The sequence below is a fragment of the Profundicola chukchiensis genome (assembly GCF_029664245.1).
In the GTDB taxonomy this organism is placed as follows: Bacteria; Bacteroidota; Bacteroidia; order Flavobacteriales; family Weeksellaceae; genus Profundicola; species Profundicola chukchiensis.
The window spans coordinates 1-215 of record NZ_JANAIE010000088.1; the positions used below are offsets into that span (position 1 = coordinate 1).

At 65.6% G+C, this 215-nt stretch carries 1 protein-coding gene; it reads left to right on the top strand.

What is annotated here, in order from left to right; translation table 11 throughout:
* The coding region (locus NLM59_RS11775) for a tetraacyldisaccharide 4'-kinase (protein ID WP_369426814.1) at nucleotides 1-215 on the top strand (215 nt) is incomplete at both ends.

Here is a 215-nt window from a genome sequence, read left to right on the forward strand (position 1 = left end):
GCCGGAGAAACCCGGTTTGTGGGCACGGTTGCTGGCGCCGCTGGGATGGCTCTATGTTGCCGTGACGGCGCGACGGGTGGCACGTGCGGGAACGCGGCTAGGCATTCCGGTGATCTGTGTCGGCAACCTGAACGCTGGCGGCACCGGCAAGACGCCGACGGTGATTGCCTTGGCCCAATACCTTCAGGGCAAGGGCCTGAAACCGCACGCCGTTT